The following is a 17,955-nucleotide window of genomic DNA, read 5'->3' as shown; positions in this document are numbered from 1 at the left end:
ACGCTGTAGCTTTGTTCCGTAATTAATGCAACCGCTTCTTCTTTAAACGACTGCGCATATCGTTTGCAAACTTTCTTTTCTTTCATAAAAACCTCAATCAGTGACAATAACATTGTCTCTCATCAATGTGTCCATTTCCATTAGACCAGAACAAGCAAACGTGGCGACAAATACGTGTGCATGTTACTGATTCACGCTGCCCGTTCTGCACTCAATGCGGCCAAGAACAAAGAAGACGGACGCAATCGCTGGGTGATGGGTTTGGCTGCGCGGCGTAACAAGAACATTGCAACTGTGGCGCTGGCAAACAAGAATGCACGAATCGCTTGGTCGATATTGAGTCGCGGCGAAACGTATCGAGTGGCGGTATAACGTCGATCACAATGAAATAAGTTAAGTTTAGGAGGCGTTCAACTAGCGATTGCGTAGCAAAACGAATTGATGGCAAACAGGTCAGACCGGCGTAATTAATTCAGGTCAATCAGCAGGCTCACTGGTATAGCAGAAACTAACAAAGCCGCCAACGCTATATGAACCTTACGCGCGAAATCCATCATGGCTCGGGTAGTACGCTACCCAATAGGAAGCCGGATATACTGAAGCAGTTGCACCTTAAAGCTATCACACGGTTTGCTTGCAAAACGGGAGGAGTCCATATACTGATTGACATACTACACTCCACAAGACCCATATATGCCACAACACCTTTACTGTATGGAGATATTGAGCGTAAACGGCTCATCCGTCACGGTTCGCATCAACTGGCCAACAGTGATCCGATAAGTTTTCTTTTCGGTGGTAAACCGGTACTTGTCCTGTGCATCGATCACGCCTTTCACGGAAAACACCATATTGACGCCTGAAATCGCAATGTCAGCTGTTTGTCCGGCAGCGGTTGAATTTGATAGCATATCGTAATGTTCGGCGGCGCGACCCCATCTACTATCGCGCTGCTGTGTCCGCGTTGAAATTGAATGGTTTCGCAGTTTTCAGGCTGGACTGCTGTAACTGCAAGTATTGAAAGGATAAACACAAGCATGAAGATGGTGATTCGTCGGGTTGTCATGGCTGAAAATCTTTTTTCTTATATCAATCAAACGCGATGCTAATCGACCCTGTTCGGGTTGTTTCAGCATCGCGTAATCAGGTTTTGTATTTACTTTTTCGTGTTACATCTTAATAACTCAACCCGGCCTACGGTCCGTCCCTCTAAAGCTTCAAACAATAGGTTAAGAAAAAACCCCATTTAGTGATCGATTATTGCGCGAGCCTCGTTAGAATAAGAGTTTGCACGGGATCTTTTAAATCTGCACCCCCGTCACTAAACCGTCCAAGGATTAACTGTTCCCCACTCTGACGTATTCCAATTAAATGATTTTGAAAAAAAGGCTGAAGTTTAGAACCGCTTGAGTTTGATGCTCTATCTGCCATGAATCCATAAATCCAATTATCAGTCAAGCTTGCCACAATATCACGCTCCCCGATATCGGGATGTCCGTTTGCGACACCCGAAATAATCTGTGCACTGAAACTATCTGGAGTTCCACAACCTGCTTCTTGCACCCCTCTAATAGTATAAAGCGAACGACTTCCATTAAGAAGAGTTGGACCTTCCAGTAACAAGCATTTCCCTTGTTGGGTTCTGTAGAGGCCGGGAACAATATCGGCAATAGAACCGGGTTGTGAAGGCGAAGCAGAGGAAATTTCCTCAAATACAAAACCCTGACTGGGGATAAAAGAGAATTTAAAAGTAGCATCCCACAAGGTAGTTTGACCCGTATTGATATCGGTTACCGGTACGCGGATCATATTGATGTTTCGTCCCGCGCCTACTACATGACCAGCATGAAAATCTATACTAAGATCGGTGCCCGGAATAACTTCAGCAGACAAGCTGGTCGGCAGAAAACAGGCCAGCCCCAGTGAAAGGATTGAAATAATCGCTTTGATTCTCATCATCTTGCCCTCCTCTGTTTCTGATTGATGAAACAATAGATTAACATATGCTAATCGATCTTACGATTATCTGTATCAAAACAAGACATTGCTTGTCGATAGTACAAAAAAACGGGAGGATTCATTAATAAACCAGACCGTCTTTTTTATTACTTTATTTCTTGAATAAATTGGCCTTCGTCAACGCTACCCACCATCTCTTTTCCAATAGTCCCCAGCAGAAAATTCTGGTTCAACCATTAATTCCGGCCACTGGTCACATTGGCCTTGTTTATTCATAAACAATTGCACAAGTGCTGGCGACCATTTTGTTTCATTGCCACCAAACTGTTCTTCACGCGCATTGGTAAACAACTTTAGGCGCGAAAATCGAAACATTCGTCCCTGTACGCGAACCAAGAGGCCTTTCATCTTTTGCAAGAGAAAGAATTAAATCTTTTCTAGTACCTCTAACGACAAATGCCTCCGGGTTGTGGATTAGAGAAAATTAGCAGTATTGCATCCGTCGTTGCCAGCAGTAACCTAATACAAATAACATCATGATTGCGCACATCCCTAACCACATTGTCCAAGCCTTTGTTATGTACAGTCCTCATCTATACAAGCAAATTTTGTCTTGCAATATATGGTCCTCTCGGTTTGTTGCCAGCCAACAGCGCCGCACCATAATGCTGAGCACCAAGAGCATCCCATTTTATTCACAACCAATAGCGTTTTCAGCGTTTTGACACGAATCAATACCTGGTCCACCCAAGGCTTTGTCAATTCCCAAGCCACCATCAATTGAATCATCTCCCTGTCCACCAATTATCGTGTCATTCCCGGATCCACCGACAATCTTGTCATCACCTCCTCCTCCAATTATGGTGTCGTCACCAAGGCCGCCTACGATACTGTCGTTTCCTTTTCCGCCAATAATACGGTCATTTCCGGATCCGCCGACAATACAATCGTTTCCACCTCCGCCAATAATTTCATCATCGCCATCTAAACCGATTATGACGTCATCTCCTGGAGTACCGATCAGTCGATCATTACCAGGAGTCCCGATGATAGCCCCTGGTGTGTCTGGGTCACATTCAACCTGTGCAGGAATTGACCGTATTACGACCGAGCTAAATGGTTCTTTCACGCCATCGCCATCCAGATCAACCCAAAGCAATAAGTCGTTCATTACAAAAGGAACATGCTCAACCACTGTGGCTATCATTGAAATACTTTTCGATTCACCCGGCTCAAACGCTATTCTTCCTCGAAGGTTTGTTCCTACCTCCAATCCGTTTAGACTGATTATCGGTTTGGCTAGGTTCTGATCGGATGGCATGATTTCAATTTCATAGTCAAACAGTCTCGAAACTTCAGTCGCATTAGTAACATTAAACGTTACCTCTTGAGACGCACTTTGCTCAATTATCAGAGGACCAGGGTTAGTATTTGCACCACCGCCGACAACAACTGGATCCGGTTTTGCACACCAAACTGAACTCACCCATACTTGGCCACCAGCCGTGACAGTGTTTCTTGTATCGAGATTGGTTGCATCAATTTGATAGCACGAGACGATGGACGGGTTAGGATCAAACATGCCCATGCTAACATTAACGGCGACACAACTTTGCGGGTTCACGTCGACAGGATTAGATGGATCTTGGTTTATAAAGGCCGTCGGTCCAGCTGAAGGGCAATTTAAAACCTGACCATTCGAGCTTGCCAGTTGTGTACCAGCAGCAACACTAGAAAATTCAACATCATATGATGCAGGCGTTCCCGAATAGTTGCACAGCATTGTTGTTGCTGTTTTTTTAACGTCATCCGTGGGGCAGAAGTGTACATCCCATTGTGGAAATAAATTATCGTTACATTTTCCAGTATCTTGCGCTTCGTAAAGTCTGAGAATTTCTGCTGGAGTCAGCACACGGTTGAACAATTCGATATTGTCAATTTCACCATGAAAATATCCACCACTAGGATTATCTGATCTTCGCCCAATCGTTAACGGTGACGAATTGGTCAGACTACCTTTTCGTATCGTTGGGTCAAATTTACCGACAAGCTTACCGTCGACATAGAAGCGTCCACCATCTGACGCTCCTCTCTGGACGGTTACTGCAATATGGTGCCACGCACCATCTCCAACGAACGCACTCGAACCATAGTTTGTACAGGAAGACTCGGTCGGATCAGAGGAACACACCTCGGATCCGATTCCATCTGCAAGTTGAAATCCAAGTAAACCATTTGTGAGAAACAAGGAATATCCTTGTACTCCAACTGGCGACGATTTCTCAACTCGTTTATCGACGATGATGTAAACACCTGACACCTGTTGTGTCTTCACCCAAGCGTCAATCGACAGATCTCCAGTACCAAAGTCGAGAGCGGCACTGTCAGCTACTTCGACGAAGTCATCACTCCCATCAAAGCTGAGCGCCCCTCCAATAAAACCAACCACGGGAACGGGTCCATTGGTATGCGTTCCGTCATGCCCCCTTGCCAGGTCAGTAGCAACTGGACCGGACTCTTCATCAAATGGCCACCAAGCGACCATATTAGCCGGTGGCGGCACGCATTCCTCTGGACATGGAGGCAGAACTATTGCCACGCTCGCCTCATTGTTATTGGGGTTGCTGTCAAGGGGACTTATTATTTTCGCAACGTTTTCTATTGTTCCGCAAGCATTCTCGCCGATCGTAAGCTTAATTTCCAGTTGAACAAGGAATCTGAGTTCAGGAATTGTCAGGATGCCAGTTGCAGGATTAAATGTTGCCGCATCCCCATCAAGTTTATGACTAACGTAGATTAACCCAGGCGGCAAGACGTCCGTTACTATGACATTGTTTGCGTCACGCGAGCCATCGCTGAAGACAATTACTGTGTAGGTTAACGTGTCACCAACCCTATCGACGACTTTGTCAATTTGGATGTCGCCACCGAATACGCCATCTGGGTCACATATCTTGCAGAAGAACGATAATCCTTGATCAATGCTGTAAACTGCGTTAAAGGTGTAAAAGCTTTCTGGCCCGGTTTGCCAGGCACCTATTCCCCGTTCGGGAATGCCGTGTGAAGCCGATGTGTGGCCTAGGTCAGCATTATTACAATAATGATTTGACGCTATAATTGCTAAACCTGTGGCTGTTGGTGAGCCGGATATTCTGTTCTCAGTTATATAATTCTGTAGTACTGCTCCAGACCAAGAAACAACTGGAGTATCGATGTACGGTCCTAGGTGACACCAAGGTTTAGCAGTCGCTACTGAACCAATCAACATTAAAAGAAGGATGGCGGATAACCGTAAATAACCTGTTGTCACATCGATTACTCCTATTTTGCGGAGGTAAACAAGCTTTTAACGACAGGAGAACGGCGATTAATTCACGAACCACTACTCCCCTTTGTAACACAATATATACAACACCATCTGTCTAAGGAATAAGCAAATTGCTTATTTATACCTAAAAAAATTCCTTAAATATTAATGCGGTGAATGTAGGACTGTATAAATCTAGGGAAACACCGATTTCTTACTATCATTCACACCCTCTATTTTTTACGATCTGGATTTGTATTTCGGAATCTGCTTGATACTTCAAAAGTGACCCTTTTCCAACCAGCAGCTTTTTATCGAACAATCGCGCATCATGTCTTACAAACTTAAGACCGGTCCGTTGATAGACGACATTTTCCTGCTTTTCCACAAATAGCAGCAAACCTACAGAAGTCTGATCATATTGTGTCGACCTTAATACGTACAGTGAATTAATGTCTCGCGTCAATTATTATGGTCGATTAAATTTATGCAGGATTCTATGTCCATTCATCACAATCGATGGAGATTCATGGTCAATCCCCTACTGTTGCGTCAAATCGCTCTTCCAACCAATCCGCCCATTTGACCGCCCTGGCAATCAAGTCAGCACGGTACTTTGAATTATATTCTGGCGTTCTTGAATGATAGTTTGCTGCCTTTGTCCAGATATCACCCCGGTCGTTCTTGATATGCTGACGCATGCGCCAGGCGGCCAGATCGTAAGCATAACAATCGGCCTGCGCGACATGATCAGCTGTGATGCCGTATCTGGATAAATCCTGCATATCCTGCGGCATATCCATCATGCTTTAGTATGCTGGCATGGGTTGATACTGTATCTGCTGTTGAATGCCGGGCTGCTCTTTTATCAGGTTTTGCGGTTGTTGCTGCATCTGGTGCTGCTGTATTTGTTGCTGCGGTAGTTGCTGTTGTTGTGCTTGCTGCGGCTCAAACATATAGATTTCCACGCGCCGGTTTTTTGCACGACCCGCCACATTATCATTCGACGCTACCGGCTCGTATGATCCGCGTCCATCGATATGAATACGATTCATCGCAATGCCCTGGCTGACGATATAGTTACGCGTACTGGCAGCACGGTTGACGGACAGCGGATTGTTAATTGTATCCGTGCCGGTATTATCGGTATGTCCGATAATGTTTACCTGGGCATTTGAATTACTCATAAGTCCGGCCACAAGACTGTTTAATACCGGGCGCATTTCAGGTTTGATATCGGCACGCCCCGTGTCAAACGAAAAATCACCCGGCACATCCATTTTGAGCTGGTTATTCTGCGTTTGCGTGACTTCAATACCGGTACCAGTAGTGACCTGCTCCATTTGCTGTTTCTGCTTCTCCATGCGTGAAGACCAGATATAACCGCCTATTGCGCCGACACCGGCGCCAATACCCGCGCCCAGCGCCGGATCACCGGCAATCGCACCGATAACAGCACCAGCAGCAGCACCGATACCGGTGCCCGCCGCCGTGCCTTGTGCAGTACTGCGTTGTGATTGTGTCATATTGGCGCATCCTGCAACCATGATTACCATCAATAAAACCGGTATAAATTTTTTCAAGAACATGTCAGAACTCCAGTTGTCTGCCGTATTGGCTGTTGATCATCTTCGGCCAGTTACCTGCTGATGTACATTTTCCCAGAAACCTGCCGCGTGCTTTAAAGGTCTTGTTCAGGCTAATGCCACCATGACCGTTAAACATAATGATATCGAAGTAATCCTGAACAGAACCTGTACACGCCGATATAACACCAACACCCTGCAGCATTCCGGCCATGCAAAGTACGGTGCTGCATGAATCTTTAGCATGGACAGGCGCGGCCAGCAGAAGCATCAATACTGTAATTGCGAGATATTGTTTCATTGGGATGGCTTCCACGGTTTCACCGTGTCATCAATCTTGTTGGCGGCCTTTATTGTTCTTCTGACGCTCTCATCCACAGTATCACCATTACTCAGACGGTTATGCAGTGCCGATGCACCCATAGCCATACCTGCGCCTGCCGCACCAACTGCAATTCCTACTGTAGCGCCTACTACTGGCATAAAGCTGCCTGTGGAATATCCACCAATACCGCCAGCCGAACCGATACTGCTGCTGGTTACAATACCGGACACCAATGGCGGCAGTTTGGAAATCAATACCCAGAGTGCGATGGTAAAAATCAGCATCACCGCCAATTCTTCAAAATTCAGCACATTTTTTGACATTTTGCCGTAGAAGCTGGACAGCAATTTGCTACCCACACCTACTATCAGGAGCATTACAAACAATCGAAGACCAACACCGAGGACCACTTTAAAATAATTAATGGCAATATCGGTTGTCCATCGGGCACCACCAAACCCCAATAAAAAGATACCTGCGTACAGCAATACCCAGGATGCAATCAACAAAAGCAGCATGTTGACCGCGATCACTGGCAGAATCACTAAAATAGCCAATGACATGATAAAACCAACAAAACTGTCTAATGGATCAAGAATAGAAAAGTTATTCCAAGCCCGACCCAGAATCACAAAACCTACATTCATAATGCCGGAATGACTGGAACCACCCGATAAGCCAGCCGCACTTGTTCTAGCTTAATGGAAATGGACACATTGATGAGAGACAATATTATTGTCACTAATCGAGGTGTTTATGAAAGAGAGACGAATTTGCAAACGATATACACAGTCGTTTAAAGAAGAAGCAGTTGCATTAATTACGGAACAAAGCTACAGCGTACAGCAGGCGGCGGATTCATTGGGCATTCGCAGCAATATGCTCTATTGATGGAAGCAACAGCAGGAACAGCAGTCATCCAAAGAGTGTTTGTCCGAAGATGAGCGTGCTGAATTGAACCGCCTGCGAAAGGAAGTTAAGAATCTGCGTATGGAGAAAGAGATTCTAAAAAAGGCCAGTGGCATCGACGCGCAGGAAATGAAATGAAGTACCAATTCATTCTCCGGCATTCAGTTGCTTATCCGATCATATTGCTTTGCACCGTTATGAACGTGAGCCGCTCAGCTTATTATGCTTGGCACAAGCGACCGGCCAAAATCATTACATCTGCCGAGCTGCATTTGTATCGCCGTTTAAAAGCGTTATTTAAGGAAAGCAAAAACAGCCTTGGCGGCCAGGAATATCCAGGAAACTACGTGAAGAAAGCTTCCACATTGGCCGTTATCGCACCCGTACACTAATGCGTCGATTAAATCTGAAAGTTCGGCAACGTGTTGCGCACAAGGTCACGACGAAACGCAAACACAGTGATGTGGTAGCTGATTGAAGTGGCCCCGGTTAATTGGACACCGGGAGGGGTAAGTTAAGGAGTTATTTTCTGTATGATTATTTTTATAACTAAAAGGAGTATAGAAAACGAGCAAGAAACGCAGAAATCATTCACCGGAATATAAATCAAAAGTTGCACTGGCTGCGATCAAGGGCGATAAGACGCTAACTGAACTCTCTCAGCAATATGGCATCAACAGCAATCTGATCGTGAAATGGAAGAAACAGCTGATTGAGCAGAGTAGCGAAGTGTTTGCCTCGGGTAAGGGACTGGCACCGGATAGAGAATCAGAGATTCAGTCTTTGCAAGCGAAGATTGGTCAATTGACCATGGAGAATGATTTTTTGTCCAAAACGCTCGGTCGTTAGTTTGGAGAGCTTCTGCCCCTTGTAACGATAATGAGCAACTTTCAATCTATTGCGATCCCCTCGAAATACCTAATGGTAATCATTAGATAAGAATAATAGTCTCCCCAATATACTTCGGATGTTGACTTGTTTAGAGTTATATTCAAGTCAACAGTCAATTCAAGGAGCAACTATCATGAAAACAGAAACCGTTAAATATTTTACAATATTGTCAATTTTTGCTTTTATGGTCATCGCTATGCCGATGAGTTCCATTGCTGCAGAACAAAGCGAAGCAGTAAATGCGACTGTATTAAATGGTAAAAGCAATGTTGATCATAATGTATTGGCACATTACTATGAAGATCAAGCCAAAGAAATGCAGGCTAAAATAGAAGAACAGGTAGAAGCGTTCAACCATAAGCCTAGCACCAGTTTCTTAGGTAGGAATGGACAGCGTATCAAAAAACATGTGGTTTATAAAATTCACGAATTCGAAAAAGCTGCAGAAGAAAATCTGCAAAAAGCTGCGTACCATAACAAAATGGCCGAGGAACAAGCGTACCAACAGAAATTTGCTGAATCAGACAGGATTAAAGGTTAGTCCAGATCGCTAAATTTTATAAAACAATCCCATAGATACCTGACATTCTCCATTAAATGGTAGCAGTCCTTAAACCCACTTCGGTGGGTTTTTTATTGGCAGCTCTGTCGCGAAAAACATCGGTTTAGTCTGAATTTTGGACCCAAAACCCCTTCTAGGGGTCCGTCGGATAAGATTAAAATGGCAAAGAAGAAAGGGAAATGGTGAAAGATTTTTGATAAAAAAATTATTCCCACTCAGTCATTTCTTATTTGGTAATGTATGTCACATTTTTCCGATTTACAACTCGAAATCACCAAAGCCCGACAGGCTCCTAGGTGTAGAGAACTAATTGACACGAATGGCAAGAAAATGTAAATATCTGCATGAACAATCGCAACAAACTAAATGCATTTTTTCTGACTATAAAACAGGAATCACGTTATGAAAAATAAGTTTTACATCACAGGAATAATTGCCATTTTACTGGGGTATGCTGGAATTGGCGGCATCGCCCACGCGTTGCCAGTTCTGGTGATTGATGATCAATACACAAACACCAACCCGTCAGTAGGGACCAGTATCAGTTCCTCCAATACATTTACTAGCACCGCCATTACCGGCGGGGATATTATTTACACCGTCAATACAGGAAGTGTCGCCGTTGGTTTCGCACCATTACCGATATTTTTTGGTGGACCTGAAACTGTGGGCAGCATGTTCATGAGTTTTGATACGATCATCGGTAATCTCTACGAGGTGGACTTCGATATACTCCAAATTGGCAATAGCTCCACCCACAGCATAAACGTAAGTGCATTTGATGGAGTAGGAATTGGTGGAGCAGTTCTTGGCAACTCAGGCAACGTGGGTATTAATAGTACTGGCAATTTCACATTTTCCGCCGCTAGTATTAAAACAACAATCCAGATGCTCGGAGTGCTTGGCACCCCTAATTCCAGTTCAGATATCGGTTTTGATAATTTCCAAGTAAGTACAGTTGCGGTTCCTGAACCTGCAAGCTTTGCATTGCTTGGGATGGGATTGTGTGTAATGGGGATTAGTGCAGTCCGTCGGCGTCGGGAAAATGAATCGACTCGACTTTTTCGGAGATTTTTTTGTTTGAGTCAGGCCGCATCAGCCGACTCTTCCAATTGGCGATAATATGTCATTTCAAATTCTGCTGGTGGAATATTTTCAATCGATTCCAACAATCTGCAATTGTTGCACCATACTAGGACAGTAGCAGGTTGCAATAGAATTTCTGATAAAGAATTGTCGCTAAGCGCCTTTGTTGGATTCGACCCAGTTATCTATACGCAATGCACTAACATGCTCAAATTCACGGCAGTTATTAGTGGCCAGTGTCAGGCCTTCGCTTCTTGCATGACCTGCAATATGTAAATCATTCACACCAATCATAGTTCCTTTACCTTCCAGATCGGCGAGTATATCGCCATAGTGAGCTGCTGCTTTAGTTCCGTATGCCAGTACTTCCAAGCGGGATGTAAAATCTTCAACCTGGCGTAAATTGTGTTCTTTCCTGGTACTCTTTTCAGCACCATGAATCAACTCGGTCAAAGTGATCGAACTAATACACATTTGCCCTACGTGACGATTAAAAGTCTCTAAAATCTCAACCGGTCTGCGCTTAATGACATAAATCACAATGCTGGTGTCGAACATAAACTTGAGCATTTAGAATTTTTCTCTTTCTGCCTGGTCCTGGGCGGCGCGCTCATTCATGAAGTCATCAGTCACACCTTGTTCTGACATAAAAAAACTGTCCCAGGTGTTCTCTATTGGAGAAAGAATACGATCTTGCCCGACAACGCGTACAGTGACTCGTTTAATACCTTCGGGAAAACGACTGTCAGCAGGCAGACTGACAGCCTGGGTTCTGTTATTTTCAAATACTGAACCGGTTGACGTGACATACCCCATTAGTCGCTATATACGCATAGTATAATTTTCAATGTATATAGCAATGGTATATTGCCTCTTAAAGAAGTCTGTAATGATACGCAATTACATTATGGAGCCTCAATCATTGTTAGTTTAGTTTATAAATAACATAAATAACTTTATGTTATAGTAACTTACATGAAAAATACGCTGATTATTCAACGTGAAAATCTGTCACTTCCGGTGTTAATTTCTGATGCAGGCGTGGCCCGTCAACACGATTTGTTGAGTTCTTCACCGCCCAGATCAGAAACTAGAATACCCGGTCGGCATATTTTCGAGCGGCGACCCGGTTTATGCACTGGTGTGAAAAAAGAGCGGTTGGCCTGACCGCGATTGAACCCGTCGTCGTAGCTGCCTATGTGGAAGAACTTGCCGGTACCCATTCCGCACCTTCGGTGAAACAACACCTGGCAGCTTTGAGTATGCTGTTCGACTGGCTGGTCATCGACCAGGTGATAACTTTTAATCCGGCAGCTTCGGTGCATGGACCGAAACACGTTGTTAGAGAAGGCAAAACAACAATCCTTGATGAGCATGAAATGCCTGAACTGCTTGAATCGCTGAACACAGGCAAGTTATCGGATCTGCGCGACCGGGCTATTCTGGGGCTCATGGCTTATTCTTTTGCACGTGTCAGTGCGCTAACTAACATGCAGGTCGTGCCTCGGATCCGCACCACACAGCTTCATGACCGGCGTAACGATATTGTTACCAGGGAGAAATGAACGTATTCGATTTTAGGAGAGGCTGAAAACTGTTAACACAGGTGAAAACTACGTGATCTAAAAAATGAGATTTTTAATGCGTCAATACGAACACCGATAATTCAGCACACCGCTTGATAAATATTTCATACTGAAGCACCCAACAAATTACCGGCAATCAAGTTAAGAGAAAATCCTATTAACATAAATAATAATGATAACAATTATCATTTGCATAATTAAATAATGTTGGATATAATATTTTTTCATTCATAAAGAATGCCCTTTGTCTGGCAATATATCACCGCACCAATCAGCGCATAGCATTATGCGTAGTCGGATGATTGGAGTAGTTAAAAGTTTATATAGGTAGGTACCCAACACATCTCTGCTTTAAACCTCCTGGATGTGTTGGGATTTTTTAAAATTTCCCACTTACCGTATACCTGCTGAATTTCAGTATTTACTGGCACTGTCTTGGGCAAAGCGCAAGCGTCTACATACCCTCACCACCTGATTCAGGTCCAGAAGTGTCCGGGAAACCCGGGGCGATTCGCTTAATCCTTAATCTATACTCAAATTTAGATCAAAGCTTGACATTATAAACAATAATGAATAATAATCATTATTAATATCATTATTAATAATGAACTATTTTTTATGAATCAAGACTGTGAGCTTGATCTAAAATTGATTTGTTGGTTCTGACTAAATCTGCACTACGTTGCACTTTATTAAAATCGAAAAAAATGCGCATTAAACATCACTCATCACTTAGGTTTTTGAATTAAATCTAAACTCCTCAGCTGACCTTTTTAAAATATCAGTAACTGAATGAGTATTAGTTGTTTATGTACGACGAGGATTTTCTATTTGGCGAATGACTTGGTGCTACTGATAGCATATCACTGTTAATTACTGGCTGCGTTGTAATCCGCTCCGTACACGTTCGCCCCATTGAGTCTTGCCAGAAATCAACAACACGCTCTAAATGCCATCTAGCTAAGGATTTAGTAAGAATCTTCTAGATACAGTCTGTTTGCAAGGAAATTGTTGCGATATCAAAAGATTTATGTAGTGCATACAAAATAACTATAATTGAAGGGTAATTACTGTGAAGAATCAAATTAAATTCATAATTGTCGGCATGCTCTTGACATCATTTGCATGGGCAAAGCCACCAGCAACACCAACGTTATATATCTCCCCAGATGGACCACAAGTTCATTTTTATTGGGATGAAGTACCTGGGGCTGAAAAATATACTATTCTTGTGTCCAGTCTCGCTAATGGCTCTTCTATTGGTGAATTTGATATGGGCAATACAAACCGCATCAGTGTAACGCTTCCAATAGAAAGTGGTTACTTTGTTTCTGTCCGCGCGGAAAATGCAGATGGCCCTAGTGCTTATTCAATTCCACGTCGACTCGTTATTTCGGCTGACGCCAGCACACCTTCTTTAGAGCAGGTGATTCAAAACTATGCCGGTAATGTAATCTACAATACTTATCGTGATCTGGCCGATCGTGCAGAAAAACTCAATACCATGGTAGTTAAATTGCGATTTGAAACAAGTGACGATCAGCTTTCAGCAGTTCAGCAACAGTGGCGTGATACGCGACGTCCCTGGGAACAATCAGAAGCATTTTTATTCGGCCCGGTTGATACCGAAGGGCTAGACCCGGCGATGGATAGCTGGCCGGTAAATTCGACTGATTTACAAAATGTACTGGATAGCGATACGGCATTAACCGTCGAAACAGTCAGTGCATTCAGTGACGATTTGAAAGGCTTCCATGTTATCGAATTTTTGTTATTTGGAGCAGATGGCAATAAGGCCAGTGCAGAATTCACGGAAAGAGAATTACTGTACTTAGGAGCAGCGACAAGTGTTCTGGCTAACGACACCCAAAGACTGGCACAAAGCTGGAATCCAAATGATGGGAATTTCCTTGCAGAGTTTGCTCAGGCGGGTGTTGGTAGTACTACATACACGAGTCAAACAGCAGCTCTTCAAGAAATGATTAATGGCATGATTGGCATTGCTGGCGAATTAGGAAGCGTAAAGCTTGAAGATCCAATAAGGCTAGGCGACGCAACAATGGTTGAATCACAATTTAGTTTTAATTCGCGAGCCGATTTTATGGATAATGTCCGGGCAATTCGCAATGTTTATACCGGAAATTATTTATTGTCCGAAGGACCCGGTTTAAATGCTTTGGTCAAGTCGGTGAATCCAGCTTTGGATGAAACGATCAATAGTCAGATTGAAGCAGCGATTGCGGCCATTGATGCGATTCCCCAACCGTTTGCCGAAGCAATTTCGACCAGTACCACCGAAGTACAGGCGGCTATAGATGCAGTAAATATGCTCTTAGTAACCTTGTCGAATCAATTATCAGCTTTAGCGCAATAATCGAATCGGGCTCATCCAGCTTGAACCGTTACAGCAATCATCGTGACGCTCTCGTCCCAATATAGCTTTATCGGTTTGTTATAATTTTACACACTTGACATATTGATATCAGGCATAGTACTGAGCAATACCATATCCATATCATCTACTTCTAGTTGTCATGAAACAGCTGTTTATTTTCTTTATTACTTTCCTTATTTTATCCAATGTACAAGCTGCCCCGCCAGCTGCACCTTTTGTTTCTTATACAGTTAGTGGCTTGTCTACCAGCGCAAGCTGGCAACCCGTTGGAGGCGCTCAGGGTTATAAATTATACTGGGCTGAATACCCGGTAAAAATTCCGGTTAAGACAATTCACCACATTGATCTTGGTGAACAAACAGATTTTGCGGCAGAATTAAATAATGGCGATATGCTGTATGTCGCTATTACTGCCTACAATCAAGATGGAGAAAGTGATTTTTCTAATATTGAATTGATTGCAATTAATAATGAATTGTCAGGTGGAGATACAACCATCTTTGACCAGAGTAGCAACGCATTTGATAACCCCGCACCCAATCTGGATGACGAGGGTGAGGCACGGCATATAATTGGTGATACCGAATTCGAGCAAACTTTTGTTACAGCACCGGCAATTATAAACAGCGGACTTGGACCGGCGTTCAATAACACTAGTTGCGCTGCTTGCCATCCAAAAGACGGGCGAGGAACACCGCCGGTGGCAGGCGGTATTTCCAATTCTTTTTTTCTCCGCCTCAGTATCCCAGGCTCGGACCCGGAAACTAATGGTCCGCTACCCGTGCCCGGTTTTGGTACTCAGTTATTTGACCGGGCTGTTTTTGGCGTACAACCTGAAGCCCAGGTAGAAACAATCTACACGAAAATTAATGGACAATTTGAAGACGGAACACCCTATCAGCTACGCAAACCGACTTTTACTATTGTCGACGCCTATAGACCTTTACCAGAAGTCTATATGACGTCACCACGCGTTGCTCCGCCAGTATTTGGACGTGGATTACTCGAGGCCATTCCCGAAGAGACAATGCTTGACTGGGCTGACGAAGATGATGCAGATGGCGATGGCATATCCGGTCGCCCTAACTATGTCTGGGACATTGTTAGCAAAACAACTGCCCTCGGTCGTTTTGGATTAAAAGCAAATGTTCCATCCGTACTTGTCCAAAGTGCAGGTGCTTATCACAGTGATATGGGTATTACAAATGAACTATTTCCACAAGAAAGTACTGCTGGTCAACCCCAGTCCGATGGGCTAAAGGATGATCCGGAATTGAAGCCTGGAATACTGGATGATGTTGTATTTTATATACAAACATTGGCGGTACCGGCTCGAAGAAATATAGATGACCCGGAAGTAAAGAAAGGACAGATCCTATTTAACCTTACTGGTTGTACCGCATGTCATATTCCCACCGTTAAAACAGGCGAATTAGAGGGCGTTCCTGAAGTGTCAAACCAGACAATCCATCCCTATACTGATCTGTTGCTGCATGATATGGGTGAAGGGCTGGCCGATGGACGGCCCGACTTTCTGGCAACAGGGCGAGAGTGGAAAACGCCACCATTGTGGGGAATCGGTTATACCAAGATCGTTAATGGTCACACCTTCTTTCTACACGATGGGCGGGCCCGGAGCCTGACAGAAGCCATCCTTTGGCATGGCGGTGAGGCCGAAGCTACAAAAGAAAATTTTCGCGCACTTTCAGCAGCCGACCGTGCAAGTCTGATCAAATTCCTGGAATCTCTGTAACAATTGTCCAAATGTGTACTATACAGTAGTGTGTGCATAAACAATACTTCGCACACTACCAATGGAAACTTATTTTAAAGCTTCGATACCCGCACTAAAATTGAAATGGAATGCTGTTCCATCCATAACTAGGGCCTACCCAGAAAGCACAAGCGATTGATTACATTTATACTTGACGTATATTTTAGTAAAATAGTTCAAGTAAATCAGTGAGATAACAGCAAAAATCGTGCGCCATGATTCGATATAAAAATCAAAAGCAACTAACTCACCCTTGAAGGGTTTAGTATACCGCCAGATATGGTTCTTGATCCCGACAATCGCCGGGTAAAGCTGAGTGACTGTATTCCATGGGACGAACTGGCTGAGAGCTACCATAAGATGCTATCTTTAAGGTTAGACCGTCCAATAAAAGATACTCGTATCGTGATTGGCGCTGTCATCATCAAACATAAGTTATCGGTATCAGATGATGAGACTGTTGAGCAGATCCGTGAGAATCCGTACTTGCAGTATTTATTGGTCTGAAAGGATTTCAGTCGGAAGCAGCATTTGCATCCTCACTACTGATTGATGTACGCAAGTGGATGAGACAAGCGGTATTTGATGAATTTCACGAAGTGATCATTGGCGTAGTTGAACAGGACAAAACAAAGAAATTTGTAAAAATGGACGATGACGATAATGATGAAGGTAATGCTGCCGTATTGGATCACAGCACAGCTGATTCTGGAAGCAATACTGCAGATATGGCTGCAGAGCAACCGTTGGCAGATAAAGAACCGCGCACTTATCGCGAGATTACCAGAAAAGCCTACCTGAGCTTAGTCAAGCCTTAAACGCCCCTCAAGCAAGAAACGTCGCGCAGGTATCAGGAAGCAATTGCAGTTTCTGCATCGGAATTTAGACCATATCGAAACGATGTGAATGGGATATCCGTATGGCACACGCCCATACCGTTAACCAATTGGTTGCTGCGCCGCTACTAGGTACTGCCGCATTTATATAATCAGCAATATCCGAGCCAAACGTAATTAACAGCATCTTCCTGATCATGAACCTGCTTATGCTGGCGCAGGTTTTATTTACCCGAAATAACTTGCTGATAAAATAGCATTATGGGAGACATATGATCAGGTTCAGAAAAATTGTGCTCGAGTATACCCGTCAATTTATCTCAAACCGGAATTTCTACTCGGCAGCGAATAATTAATCGCAAAATTTCTGAGTAAGCTTTAAGTAACCGAAGACAAATCAAGAGCAAAGGCTTGAGCGTATCTAAGTAGTAAAGCAATAAAGGCTCAGCCACACATGCCAAAAAACTTCACACTAAGTGTCGGAATTATTTACACTAAGGACGGTTATTAATATTACTATAATTCTTGTATTTTTAAGCAGCACCCAATCCTTGTAAATATGATAACTTTCTGATTCAAGAAAATAATATTGTTTCATCATGAAACATGATCCCACACAGCTGTTTGTCTGTTGTCATCCAATCTGTGATTACCAAGGGAAACTGTCGGTCTAATTACCGAGCGACTTTGTCATAATCACTTTAGCAAGTCGTGCCTCATTCCACAATTACTTTTTTAT

At 43.6% G+C, this 17,955-nt stretch carries 21 protein-coding genes and 3 pseudogenes; 12 read left to right on the top strand and 12 right to left on the bottom strand.

Annotated features, from left to right (window positions below):
* Positions 1–153 precede the first annotated feature (153 nt).
* A pseudogene (locus C8R11_RS15000) lies at positions 154–372 on the top strand (IS110 family transposase); the annotation flags it as partial.
* Between the two features lie 335 nt (positions 373–707).
* On the opposite strand, the gene C8R11_RS14995 reads toward C8R11_RS15000, so the two are convergent.
* The 10 genes and pseudogenes from C8R11_RS14995 to C8R11_RS14955 form a co-directional block, all read right to left on the bottom strand.
* Positions 708–911: a hypothetical protein gene (locus C8R11_RS14995; protein WP_107796406.1), complete on the bottom strand. Its 204-nt coding sequence runs from the start codon at positions 909–911 to the stop codon at positions 708–710.
* Positions 912–1,257: 346 nt separating this feature from the next.
* Complete coding sequence (locus tag C8R11_RS14990) at positions 1,258–1,959, bottom strand: hypothetical protein (protein WP_107796405.1); 702 nt, start codon at positions 1,957–1,959, stop codon at positions 1,258–1,260.
* Between the two features lie 183 nt (positions 1,960–2,142).
* On the bottom strand, positions 2,143–2,367 hold the full coding sequence (locus C8R11_RS14985) for a hypothetical protein (protein WP_107796404.1): 225 nt from the start codon (positions 2,365–2,367) through the stop codon (positions 2,143–2,145).
* 283 nt (positions 2,368–2,650) lie between these two features.
* Positions 2,651–4,522, bottom strand: a complete 1,872-nt coding sequence (locus C8R11_RS14980; protein WP_244907720.1) for a LamG-like jellyroll fold domain-containing protein — start codon at positions 4,520–4,522, stop codon at positions 2,651–2,653.
* A gap of 39 nt (positions 4,523–4,561) precedes the next feature.
* Positions 4,562–5,227: pseudogene (locus C8R11_RS17195) on the bottom strand (DUF11 domain-containing protein); the annotation flags it as partial.
* A 259-nt stretch (positions 5,228–5,486) separates the two neighbouring features.
* The gene (locus C8R11_RS17190; RefSeq protein WP_107796402.1) at positions 5,487–5,666 is read right to left on the bottom strand and encodes a KfrB domain-containing protein; all 180 of its coding nucleotides are present in this window, start codon (positions 5,664–5,666) and stop codon (positions 5,487–5,489) included.
* A gap of 133 nt (positions 5,667–5,799) precedes the next feature.
* Positions 5,800–6,072 carry a lysozyme family protein gene (locus C8R11_RS14970; RefSeq protein ID WP_244907719.1) on the bottom strand — a complete coding sequence of 91 codons (273 nt, stop codon included), beginning with the start codon at positions 6,070–6,072 and terminating at the stop codon, positions 5,800–5,802.
* A 129-nt stretch (positions 6,073–6,201) separates the two neighbouring features.
* Positions 6,202–6,855 (bottom strand): annotated as a pseudogene (locus tag C8R11_RS14965) (YiaD family glycine zipper/OmpA-like lipoprotein); the annotation flags it as partial.
* Position 6,856: 1 nt separating this feature from the next.
* Entirely contained in the window at positions 6,857–7,153 is a 297-nt protein-coding gene (locus tag C8R11_RS14960; protein WP_107796401.1) for a TrbM/KikA/MpfK family conjugal transfer protein, read from the bottom strand.
* A complete protein-coding gene (locus C8R11_RS14955; protein WP_107796400.1) occupies positions 7,150–7,824 on the bottom strand; it encodes a type IV secretion system protein in 675 nt (224 codons plus the stop codon). The genes C8R11_RS14960 and C8R11_RS14955 overlap by 4 nt, the downstream gene beginning before the upstream one ends.
* A 109-nt stretch (positions 7,825–7,933) precedes the next feature.
* On the opposite strand from C8R11_RS14955, the gene C8R11_RS14950 reads away from it, so the two are divergent.
* The 5 genes from C8R11_RS14950 (at position 7,934) to C8R11_RS14930 (ending at position 10,661) form a co-directional block, all read left to right on the top strand.
* Positions 7,934–8,068: a transposase gene (locus C8R11_RS14950; RefSeq protein ID WP_107796399.1), complete on the top strand. Its 135-nt coding sequence runs from the start codon at positions 7,934–7,936 to the stop codon at positions 8,066–8,068.
* A 152-nt stretch (positions 8,069–8,220) separates the two neighbouring features.
* Positions 8,221–8,478: a hypothetical protein gene (locus C8R11_RS14945; RefSeq protein WP_107796398.1), complete on the top strand. Its 258-nt coding sequence runs from the start codon at positions 8,221–8,223 to the stop codon at positions 8,476–8,478.
* Between the two features lie 226 nt (positions 8,479–8,704).
* A complete protein-coding gene (locus C8R11_RS14940) occupies positions 8,705–8,935 on the top strand; it encodes a hypothetical protein (protein ID WP_107796397.1) in 231 nt (76 codons plus the stop codon).
* A gap of 175 nt (positions 8,936–9,110) precedes the next feature.
* Entirely contained in the window at positions 9,111–9,518 is a 408-nt protein-coding gene (locus tag C8R11_RS14935; RefSeq protein ID WP_107796396.1) for a hypothetical protein, read from the top strand.
* 423 nt (positions 9,519–9,941) lie between these two features.
* On the top strand, positions 9,942–10,661 hold the full coding sequence (locus C8R11_RS14930) for a PEP-CTERM sorting domain-containing protein (RefSeq protein WP_107796395.1): 720 nt from the start codon (positions 9,942–9,944) through the stop codon (positions 10,659–10,661).
* Positions 10,662–10,778: 117 nt separating this feature from the next.
* Here C8R11_RS14930 and vapC read toward each other — a convergent pair whose 3' ends face one another.
* Together vapC and vapB are read right to left on the bottom strand one after the other, a co-directional pair.
* Positions 10,779–11,195 (bottom strand): type II toxin-antitoxin system tRNA(fMet)-specific endonuclease VapC, encoded by a 417-nt coding sequence (gene vapC / locus C8R11_RS14925; RefSeq protein WP_107796394.1) that lies wholly within the window; start codon positions 11,193–11,195, stop codon positions 10,779–10,781.
* On the bottom strand, positions 11,196–11,441 hold the full coding sequence (vapB, locus tag C8R11_RS14920; protein ID WP_107796393.1) for a type II toxin-antitoxin system VapB family antitoxin: 246 nt from the start codon (positions 11,439–11,441) through the stop codon (positions 11,196–11,198).
* A 159-nt stretch (positions 11,442–11,600) separates the two neighbouring features.
* Between vapB and C8R11_RS16310 the strand changes: the two genes are divergently transcribed.
* The 6 genes from C8R11_RS16310 (at position 11,601) to C8R11_RS16835 (ending at position 17,198) form a co-directional block, all read left to right on the top strand.
* Positions 11,601–11,792 carry a hypothetical protein gene (locus tag C8R11_RS16310; protein ID WP_181258279.1) on the top strand — a complete coding sequence of 64 codons (192 nt, stop codon included), beginning with the start codon at positions 11,601–11,603 and terminating at the stop codon, positions 11,790–11,792.
* Positions 11,759–12,190, top strand: a complete 432-nt coding sequence (locus tag C8R11_RS14915; RefSeq protein ID WP_107796392.1) for a hypothetical protein — start codon at positions 11,759–11,761, stop codon at positions 12,188–12,190. The genes C8R11_RS16310 and C8R11_RS14915 overlap by 34 nt, the downstream gene beginning before the upstream one ends.
* 1,126 nt (positions 12,191–13,316) lie before the next feature.
* Complete coding sequence (locus C8R11_RS14910) at positions 13,317–14,585, top strand: imelysin family protein (RefSeq protein WP_146159127.1); 1,269 nt, start codon at positions 13,317–13,319, stop codon at positions 14,583–14,585.
* A gap of 160 nt (positions 14,586–14,745) precedes the next feature.
* On the top strand, positions 14,746–16,359 hold the full coding sequence (locus C8R11_RS14905) for a di-heme oxidoreductase family protein (protein ID WP_219908624.1): 1,614 nt from the start codon (positions 14,746–14,748) through the stop codon (positions 16,357–16,359).
* 300 nt (positions 16,360–16,659) lie between these two features.
* A complete protein-coding gene (locus C8R11_RS16840) occupies positions 16,660–16,887 on the top strand; it encodes a transposase (protein WP_244907718.1) in 228 nt (75 codons plus the stop codon).
* Between the two features lie 59 nt (positions 16,888–16,946).
* The gene (locus tag C8R11_RS16835; protein ID WP_244907717.1) at positions 16,947–17,198 is read left to right on the top strand and encodes a hypothetical protein; all 252 of its coding nucleotides are present in this window, start codon (positions 16,947–16,949) and stop codon (positions 17,196–17,198) included.
* Positions 17,199–17,955: the final 757 nt, after the last annotated feature.

The sequence above is a fragment of the Nitrosomonas aestuarii genome (assembly GCF_003046585.1).
Lineage (GTDB): Bacteria > Pseudomonadota > Gammaproteobacteria > Burkholderiales > Nitrosomonadaceae > Nitrosomonas > Nitrosomonas aestuarii.
Note: the sequence above shows the minus strand (reverse complement) of the source record. Positions and strands in the feature narration are given on the sequence as shown.

What these genes read in the sequence shown, in the direction of transcription:
- C8R11_RS14995 (WP_107796406.1), bottom strand. Translation starts at nt 911, where the DNA reads ATGCTATCAAATTCAACCGCTGCCGGACAAACAGCTGACATTGCGATT.
- C8R11_RS14990 (WP_107796405.1), bottom strand. Translation starts at nt 1,959, where the DNA reads ATGATGAGAATCAAAGCGATTATTTCAATCCTTTCACTGGGGCTGGCC.
- C8R11_RS14985 (WP_107796404.1), bottom strand. Translation starts at nt 2,367, where the DNA reads ATGAAAGGCCTCTTGGTTCGCGTACAGGGACGAATGTTTCGATTTTCG.
- C8R11_RS14970 (WP_244907719.1), bottom strand. Translation starts at nt 6,072, where the DNA reads ATGATGGATATGCCGCAGGATATGCAGGATTTATCCAGATACGGCATC.
- C8R11_RS14960 (WP_107796401.1), bottom strand. Translation starts at nt 7,153, where the DNA reads ATGAAACAATATCTCGCAATTACAGTATTGATGCTTCTGCTGGCCGCG.
- C8R11_RS14955 (WP_107796400.1), bottom strand. Translation starts at nt 7,824, where the DNA reads ATGAATGTAGGTTTTGTGATTCTGGGTCGGGCTTGGAATAACTTTTCT.
- C8R11_RS14950 (WP_107796399.1), top strand. Translation starts at nt 7,934, where the DNA reads ATGAAAGAGAGACGAATTTGCAAACGATATACACAGTCGTTTAAAGAA.
- C8R11_RS14945 (WP_107796398.1), top strand. Translation starts at nt 8,221, where the DNA reads ATGAAGTACCAATTCATTCTCCGGCATTCAGTTGCTTATCCGATCATA.
- C8R11_RS14935 (WP_107796396.1), top strand. Translation starts at nt 9,111, where the DNA reads ATGAAAACAGAAACCGTTAAATATTTTACAATATTGTCAATTTTTGCT.
- C8R11_RS14930 (WP_107796395.1), top strand. Translation starts at nt 9,942, where the DNA reads ATGAAAAATAAGTTTTACATCACAGGAATAATTGCCATTTTACTGGGG.
- vapC (WP_107796394.1), bottom strand. Translation starts at nt 11,195, where the DNA reads ATGCTCAAGTTTATGTTCGACACCAGCATTGTGATTTATGTCATTAAG.
- vapB (WP_107796393.1), bottom strand. Translation starts at nt 11,441, where the DNA reads ATGGGGTATGTCACGTCAACCGGTTCAGTATTTGAAAATAACAGAACC.
- C8R11_RS16310 (WP_181258279.1), top strand. Translation starts at nt 11,601, where the DNA reads ATGAAAAATACGCTGATTATTCAACGTGAAAATCTGTCACTTCCGGTG.
- C8R11_RS14915 (WP_107796392.1), top strand. Translation starts at nt 11,759, where the DNA reads ATGCACTGGTGTGAAAAAAGAGCGGTTGGCCTGACCGCGATTGAACCC.
- C8R11_RS14910 (WP_146159127.1), top strand. Translation starts at nt 13,317, where the DNA reads ATGCTCTTGACATCATTTGCATGGGCAAAGCCACCAGCAACACCAACG.
- C8R11_RS14905 (WP_219908624.1), top strand. Translation starts at nt 14,746, where the DNA reads ATGAAACAGCTGTTTATTTTCTTTATTACTTTCCTTATTTTATCCAAT.
- C8R11_RS16840 (WP_244907718.1), top strand. Translation starts at nt 16,660, where the DNA reads ATGGTTCTTGATCCCGACAATCGCCGGGTAAAGCTGAGTGACTGTATT.
- C8R11_RS16835 (WP_244907717.1), top strand. Translation starts at nt 16,947, where the DNA reads ATGAGACAAGCGGTATTTGATGAATTTCACGAAGTGATCATTGGCGTA.